Source organism: Tropicimonas sp., from assembly GCF_047971885.1.
Classification (GTDB): Bacteria; Pseudomonadota; Alphaproteobacteria; order Rhodobacterales; family Rhodobacteraceae; genus Tropicimonas.
Genome location: NZ_JBKEAE010000089.1, coordinates 1 through 2,646, shown reverse-complemented (window position 1 = coordinate 2,646; position 2,646 = coordinate 1). Strand labels below are relative to the sequence as shown.

The 2,646-nt window shown below is 65.4% G+C and carries 2 protein-coding genes and 1 pseudogene; 2 read left to right on the top strand and 1 reads right to left on the bottom strand.

All coding sequences use genetic code 11. From position 1 onward, the window contains the following. Nucleotides 1-492: 492 nt before the first annotated feature. Nucleotides 493-1,456 (bottom strand): annotated as a pseudogene (locus ACK5IR_RS08410) (IS5 family transposase). Nucleotides 1,457-1,688: 232 nt separating this feature from the next. Here ACK5IR_RS08410 and ACK5IR_RS08405 point away from each other — a divergent pair. Together ACK5IR_RS08405 and ACK5IR_RS08400 are read left to right on the top strand one after the other, a co-directional pair. Further along, a complete protein-coding gene (locus tag ACK5IR_RS08405; protein ID WP_416927833.1) occupies nt 1,689-1,838 on the top strand; it encodes a hypothetical protein in 150 nt (49 codons plus the stop codon). Next, the coding region (locus tag ACK5IR_RS08400) for an SDR family oxidoreductase (RefSeq protein WP_416927831.1) at nt 1,835-2,646 on the top strand (812 nt) is incomplete at its 3' end. The genes ACK5IR_RS08405 and ACK5IR_RS08400, both read left to right, overlap by 4 nt.

The window sequence follows — 2,646 nt, the reverse complement described above, 5'->3', positions numbered from 1 at the left end:
CATCATCGAAACCCCGGCCGCTTTCGCGACATCCCTGATCGTGATTCTCCCCTGCCGTCCTCCACGCCTGCCGTTCGTCTCCGCCGGTTCCTTCATATGGTTGTCGCCTCCTCCCTGTTCCACATGGACATATTACGTGGTTGGCGCGACGAGCGCCGGCAGGACGGTCTATTCTCTTATTATTCAACGATACCGGAATTGCCAGCGCTCACGGAAAATGCGCAGGAAGATACCGCAGGCACGGTTCTGGCGCTGCTTGGCCTTGCCGGGGGAGTTTTTCAGCAGCCTGCTAAATGGCTCGCCAGCGATGGCGTGGACTGGCCCGAGGCGCGGACCTCGATGCGCCGGGGCTGGGGTGTGCTGGCGCGCCATATCCATACAGGGGAATGGGTGGCGGGCTGCGGCCCCGATGCCCCGCCCTATTTTACCATCGGGCACGGCTCTTTTGCACAAATCAGTTGCAGAGCGATCTTCCGCTTTCCCTGGACAGACCTATCCCGCAACCTCTGTGATGGGCGTGCCGAGCGCGGTGAAGCCGTTCAGGACGGCGACGCGGACCTGGAACTCGGCCACTTGACGGTCAAAGTCGCGTGCGCACAGGCGCTGACCCAGCACCTTGACGCAGTGCATCCTGGTCTCGGCGCGGCTTCGGTGGTGATAGCCGCTCCATCGTCGCCAGATGGTCCGACCGACGCGCTTCGACGTCCGCAGGATTTCGTTGCGGGCGATGGCCCCGGCGGTGTCTGGCTTCCACGGCTTGGCATTCTTGCGGGGTGGTATGATCGCGGCGGCGCCGCGAGCCGTGATGGCGTCGTGGTACTTGCGCGTGTCGAAGGCGCCGCCGGCGGTCACGCTGGCTATCTCTTGGTCGGGTGGGATTTGGCTGAGCAGCTCGGGCAGCATCGGCGCATCGCCGATCATGCTGGTGGTGAACTCGGCAGCTCGGATTTCGAGGGATTTCTCATCAATCCCGATGTGATTCTTGCGCCAGACCCGGCGCTTTGTGCCACCGTGCGTGCGCGTTCAGCGGGAAAACAGTCCCCCGGACTGTTTTCTGATCCGCCTCACTCCATTCCCCTTCGCCTTCGGCCTTGATCCCGGTGCTGTCCACCAGCAGGTGCAAGGGACCGTCCGAGCCGTTCACCCTCAGGGTCTTCTGGCGCCGCGACAGCGTGCTGAAGTCGGGCACAGCCCAGTCGAGGCCGACCAGCCGCAGCAGGCTCTCGACGAACCCTGTCGTCCGCCGCAGCGCCATCCCGAACAACACCTTCATGGTCAGACAGGTCTGGATCGACGCATCACTATAGTCACGCTGTCAGCCGCGCTTGCCGGTCGGCGCGGCCTCCCAGGTCATGGCGGGGTCAAACCAGATCGTCAGCGAGCCGCGGCGCTTGAGCGCTTCATTACAGGCCGGCCAGTTCCTGATCTGGTAGGTCGGAGGTATCAGTCTGCTCATGTATCCCGGCTACCACGCTGGATGCACGAGATGAATCCCTCACGCGATCTATGCAACAGAGCCTCCCGTTGCATGGAATTGCATGCCGGTATCGGACTTCACGGCGGGTCCGGCGGCGCATCCGCGCGCCCGGTTTTGCAAGATCCTCACAGATTGCTGGTTCTTGACTGTGCCGCCCGCACCGCCAGAATGCGGCACCGCCGGAACCGGAGGCTCCGGGAGCATTCCGCCCGTGAGACAGGCCGTGTACGACGAGATCGGTCTGGAACGTTCTGTCGCGGCGCAGCGGGGCGTCCGGGTCCGGGCGGTGGCCGGACCTGCGGAGTTTCACAACGGTACGGGCTGCCAGCAGACCCTGCGCATACTGAAAGAGACAGGATGACACGAACGCTTCTTACGCTGGGCCATGGTTACACCGCCCGAACGCTGATCCGGCACCTGCAATCGGCGGAGCCGGATGCGTGGCGTTTCGTCGGCACCACCCGCGCGCAGGACAAACCGGCGGGTCTGCCCGGGAAGAATGTCGATCTGCACCTCTGGCCGGGCAGCGACCTGACCGATGCGATTGCCGGGGCGTCGCATATCCTCGTCTCGGCCGCGCCCGATGACGCGGGCGATCCCTTCCTGCCCGAAATCGCCGGAATTCTGCATGCGGCGTGCCCCGAATGGATCGGCTATCTTTCGACCACCGGGGTCTATGGCGATCATCGGGGCGGCTGGGTCGACGAGGCCGCGCCGCTCACCCCGGCCACGCGGCGCGGGCGGCAGCGGGTTCGGGCCGAAGCGCAGTGGCGCCGGCTTTCAGACGCGGCGGGGTGGCCGCTGATGATCTTTCGCCTTGCGGGAATCTACGGCCCCGGACGCGGCCCCTTCGCCAAGCTGCGCGCCGGCACCGCGCGGCGGATCGTCCGGCAGGGGCAGGTCTTCTCGCGCATCCATGTCGAGGATATCGCGCAGGTGCTCGCCGCATCCATTGCCCGCCCGCGGCCCGGCGCGATCTATAACGTCTGTGACGACGATCCCGCCCCGCCGCAGGAGGTCATCGCCCATGCCGCGCGGCTGCTCGGCGTACCGGTGCCGGCCGAGGAACGGTTCGAAACCGCCGAAATGACCCCCATCGCCCGGAGCTTCTATGCCGAAAGCAAACGGGTCAGGAACGACCGCATCAAGAGCGAACTGGGGGTGCGGCT